Origin of the sequence: Treponema sp. UBA7570 (genome assembly GCA_002477955.1) — a bacterium.
Taxonomy (GTDB): Bacteria; Spirochaetota; Spirochaetia; order Treponematales; family Treponemataceae; genus Treponema_D.
Window position 1 is genome coordinate 5,380 of sequence record DLLE01000066.1, and the last position, 4,872, is coordinate 10,251.

The following is a 4,872-nucleotide window of genomic DNA, read 5'->3' on the forward strand; positions in this document are numbered from 1 at the left end:
TATAATATACAATGAAAAGTCTGTACGATATTGGAATTTACATATATACTTAAATTCTTATTCAAAATTGGAGGAAAGCAATGAATAAAGCAGAACTTATTGATGCTATTGCAGCAGACACAAAACTTACAAAAAAAGATGTAGACGCAGTTGTCAAGGCTTTTACAGAAAATGTAGCAAAATCATTGGAAAAAGGCGACAGCGTACAGCTTATTGGTTTTGGAACTTTCGATATTGGTGAAAGAGCTGCAAGAGAAGGCCGCAACCCAAAAACAGGCGAAACAATCAAAATTGCGGCTTCAAAGTGTCCAAAATTTAAGGCGGGAAAAGCTCTTAAAGACAGAGTTAACAAATAAGGACGTTTAGTGTATTGCTAAAATCTAAAGCAGTTTCTAGCGAGTTTTTTGCGGAAACTGCTTTTTTTTGCGGTGCCTTGCACGGCAATGATATTGCGTCGTGCTAATGCGGCCGTTTTGCAAATTTATATGTAAGTTTTGCGACAGTAAATTTTCCGACAAAGCGGCTTGCAAACGAAAGAAATTTCCATTTTGGAAAAGTCAAAATTATTTTTTTGCCTTTTTTTGCTTTTTTAAGACAGTGGCGCACAACTTTTACAGGATCTCTTCCATGCAAAACTTCCTTGCGCTTGCCGTTGGAAGCCACATTTGCAAAATTTGTGCTTACGCTGCCTGGACAAAGAGCGCAAACTTTTATTCCTTTTGGTTCGAGTTCTGCTGCCAGACCCACCGTAAAAGAAAGAACGTAGGCTTTTGTAGCCGCATAGACTGCAAAATTTCCAAGCGGCATAAAGGCTGCAAGCGACGAAACATTTATTATTTGCGAGCCGGAATTTAAATATTTAAGGACGCAGCCGCAAATTCCCGTCAGCGCGGTGCAGTTCAGTTCAATCATCGCAAGCTCTTTTTCGGAAGAAGTCTCGTCAAAAGGCCCGTAAGTTCCAAAGCCAGCATTGTTTATAAGACATTCAACTTCAAAATTTTCATTGGCGGCTTCGGATTTTAAAAGCCCGTCAAATTTATAAACGCCCGGAGCTCCGGTTAAATCGATCGGAAAAGTCCTGATTTTTGTTTTTGCAGGAGAATCTGGGCTTTTTGAGCTCAAAGTTTTTTCCGCTGTTTGCAAAAGTTTTTCGCTTGAGCGGGCAATGAGCCAAATTTCGCGGTTTTGAGAGGCATTTTTTTTGTCGCTTGCAAATTCATATTCGTTAAAAAGCTGGCGTGCAAATTCTGCTCCCATTCCAGAACTTGCGCCTGTAACAATCGTAATTTTTTTCATATTAACATTTTAGCACAGAAACTAAAGCAAAGTGCTAAAAAGCCGCAAAACCCTGTCCGTAAAACTCATCGAATGGTGCTTTTTGTTGTGATATTTTTCCGTAACATTGGCTGAGATTTTAAAAAGAGACTCAAAGTCTTTTTGAATGTCGGAAATCGCGCTTGTGTTGTACATTAAAACTCCGTTTTCAAAATTGTGATGAAAACTTCTAAAATCCATATTCACAGTCCCGACCGTTGCAAGCTTTCCGTCGGCAATCATTTGCTTTGAGTGGATAAAACCCGGCGTATATTCGTAAATTTTTATTCCGCTGTCGATAAGCTCGCCGTAAAAAGAGCGCGTAATCTTGTAAACAAGTTTTTTGTCAGGAATTCCGGGCGTTACAATTCTTATATCAACGCCGCGCAAAGACGCCAGAATAAGCTCGCGCTTCATTTCGTCGCCCAAAATCAAATAAGGCGTTGTAATCCAGACAGAATCTTTTGCCCATTTTATAAGGTTTAGATAGACATTTTCGCCGACATACAAATAATCGAGAGGCATATCTGCATAAGGCTGAATAAAACCGTCCGTTTTTGCAGGCAAAGGCTCAGTTTCGTCCGTTTCTTCTATAAAATATTTTGAAACACCTTCAAGCGTGCCTTTTTCCTGGCTGTTCCACATTTCCAAAAAAAGCTCTGTAAAAGTGTTTACGGCCTTTCCTTCAATCCTCAAGCCGCTGTCTTTCCATTGTCCGTACGGATGCGAATAATTAAAATACTCATCGGCAAGGTTGTAGCCGCCTGTAAAACCGATTTTTCCGTCAATAACCATAATTTTCCGGTGGTCGCGGTTGTTCATAAAAAGCGAAAAAAGAGGCGAAAGAGGGTTAAAGTCCCTGCACTCAATGCCAATCGCGTTCATTCGCTTAATAAATTTTTTGTTTATGTAGCCAATGCTTCCAACATCGTCGTACAAAATGCGGATTTCAACTCCGGCCGCAAGCCTTTCCTTTAAAACCGGCAGCATCCTGTCAAACGCTTTTGCCTCTTCGATTGCATGATACTCAAGAAAAATAAATTTCTGTGCTGTCGCCAAATCTTTAAGCTGGCAGTCAAGACACTCGACCGTGTTTCCATAAAATTTAGCGCCCGTGTTAAAAAAAGCCGGGAATTTTTCAACGAGAGACAGATATTTAAACTGATTTGCAACCCGCTTGTCCAAATTTTCGAGCGTTTTAAGAACATTTGAGTCGCTTTTTATGTGCCGGACGCTTTCCGCCTTGATTTTTGACGTATTATTTTTAACTCTTTTGGACTGATGGTTGTTTTCGCTCAAAAAATAAAGCGTAATTCCAACAATCGGCAAGACCAGAATCAAAATAAGCCACGGAACTTTAAGAGAAACGCTGTAATTTTGCTTGTTGTAGATGTGGATAACAAGAGCCGCAACCAAAAAATCCGAAGCAAGGCTAATCCATACAGAATACGACTTAAGCCAGCGGCTCACAGTCCACAGCCAGAAAAACTGCACTCCAAAAGACAAAAAAGTCGCGGCAAGACGGATAATACTGGAACGCAAAAACTGCTTTAATTTAAGGGTTTTAAACATTTTTAGCCTCTTACAACATATCTAAAAGAATAATAGGTTCAATTTCGAGTTTTGTAAATTTACTGTCATTGCCGTGCTTGACACGGCAATCTTGCTTAAAAAAGTCAGTATTGTACAAATACCCCCCCCATTTTTAAATAAAACGGTGTTATTATAACTATTAACAAAATGTTTTTTTTTGGAGGAGAAAATATGAAAAAAATGTTGAGAATTGTCGCTGCATTTGCCGCGCTGCTTGCAATGACAAATTTTATTGGCTGCTCTAGCGATGACGACAGCGGCGAGGAAACTGTTGCTGTTACAGAAGTAAAAATCACATCGACAGTAAAAGAAGTAGAAGCCGGAAAAACAATTACTCTTGAAGCGACTGTTTCGCCGGAAAACGCAACAGACAAGACTGTTACATGGAATTCTTCTGACACTACAGTTGCAACAGTTGATTCAACAGGTAAAGTTACAGGCGTAGCGGCAGGAACTGCCACAATCACAGCAAGCGCTGGCGGAAAAAATGCGACAGTTGAAGTAACTGTAAAAGCGGCTGCAACTAGCGGTGGCGAAACTGGCGGAAGCGAAACCGGAGGTGAAACTGGTGGCGAAACTGGCGGAAGCGAAACCGGAGGTGAAACTGGTGGAGAAACCGGTGGCGAGACAGGAACAACAACAGGATTTGAAAATACTTACTGGGTTCTTGAAGAAGCTGTTGAAGAACACAGCGGTGTAAAACTTACTTTACAAAATATTTCATACGCATATGTTAAGGATTCGACAAGCGGCACTACTTATATAGCTGATATACAAAATGCTGTAGAAGCACTTATTAAGGCTAACGGTGGTACAACAACAGTTGCTTATTCAGATACTGACATTACCTCATTTACATACACCGTAAACGGTAAAAATATTACAATGACTTCAACTTCTGAAGGCGAAACAAGCACACTTACAGGAACTATTGTTGACGAAAACACATTAAAATTTACAGATAATTCAGACGGAGAACCTTTTGAGTATACTCTAAAAAAAGCAGCAGCCGCACCAACAGAAGCTACAGTTATAGTAGAAGTTACAGCAGCACCGAGCGGTGAAAGTTTTACTATAGACTTGACAGATGCAAGTTCAACTTCTGAGCTTTATGCCGCATTAAGCAAGCTTGAATTAAAAGGAACTCTTGAGAATGGAGTTTATGATGGAATCAATCTTTCAGGAGCTGTTACTCGTGGGAATGACAAATCAAAAGTTGTTCTTGAAGTAAAGGGAACTATGACATTTGCAGTTGTTGCAGGAGCTAAAATCACAATAAAGCCAGGTTCAACATCAGGTTCAAACACAAGCACCTATGTAATTTCTGGAGCTGGAGTTTCTGCAAATGAAAGCATAATTGGAACAAGTTACGAAGCTAAGACTTACACTGCGACTGAATCAGGAGATTTCGTATTAACTACAGGAACAGATAGAGGTGTTAGATTCACATATATTTCAGTTGAATACTAAATATTAAGAAGTAATTTTAGTCACACTAAAATCCAGCCCGGCAAAAGGCAAAAGTTCCGTTTTTGGAAACTTGCCCAAGCCGGGTTTTTTATTTGTGTTTTAGGTTTAATTTTGAGTTTTAGATTTTAGTATCATTATCTGGCTTGCCCCTTGTCATTATTGTCGGGACTTGCCTTTTTGTCATTATCGGACTTGATCCGATAATCTCCTTAAAAGCAGATTGCCCGGTCAAGCCGGGCAATGACAGTTGTTTAGAGATTGATAAACGAGTTTGCTGTGCGGAATAATTCCGTTTGCAGAAATTATGCCAGTTTGCCGTGTGGATAGATTCCTGTGTCGGGGCACAGGAATGACAAAAAAACGCATTGTCATTGTCGGAATTGCTCTGCAAAAGCGGGAAGACTTAGGTTTTGCCGTAAGCTTTAGCCCGGACATTAGCCAAGCCGCAGGCTGTGCGCAGCACCGCGCGTTAGCAAGTGGCGGTTGGCCGGTTTG

Annotated in this window: 4 protein-coding genes; 2 read left to right on the plus strand and 2 right to left on the minus strand. The window is 40.4% G+C overall.

What is annotated here, in order from left to right; translation table 11 throughout:
- Positions 1-80 precede the first annotated feature (80 nt).
- Complete coding sequence (locus B4N75_RS09100; protein ID WP_296024862.1) at positions 81-356, plus strand: HU family DNA-binding protein; 276 nt, start codon at positions 81-83, stop codon at positions 354-356.
- Between the two features lie 103 nt (positions 357-459).
- Here the strand turns inward: B4N75_RS09100 and B4N75_RS09105 are convergent, their stop codons facing one another.
- Positions 460-1,296 (minus strand): SDR family NAD(P)-dependent oxidoreductase, encoded by an 837-nt coding sequence (locus B4N75_RS09105; RefSeq protein WP_296707210.1) that lies wholly within the window; start codon positions 1,294-1,296, stop codon positions 460-462.
- Between the two features lie 21 nt (positions 1,297-1,317).
- A complete protein-coding gene (gene cls / locus B4N75_RS09110) occupies positions 1,318-2,886 on the minus strand; it encodes a cardiolipin synthase (protein WP_296666687.1) in 1,569 nt (522 codons plus the stop codon).
- Positions 2,887-3,078: 192 nt separating this feature from the next.
- Here cls and B4N75_RS09115 point away from each other — a divergent pair, with 192 nt between their 5' ends.
- Positions 3,079-4,377: an Ig-like domain-containing protein gene (locus B4N75_RS09115; protein ID WP_296666689.1), complete on the plus strand. Its 1,299-nt coding sequence runs from the start codon at positions 3,079-3,081 to the stop codon at positions 4,375-4,377.
- Positions 4,378-4,872 lie beyond the last annotated feature (495 nt).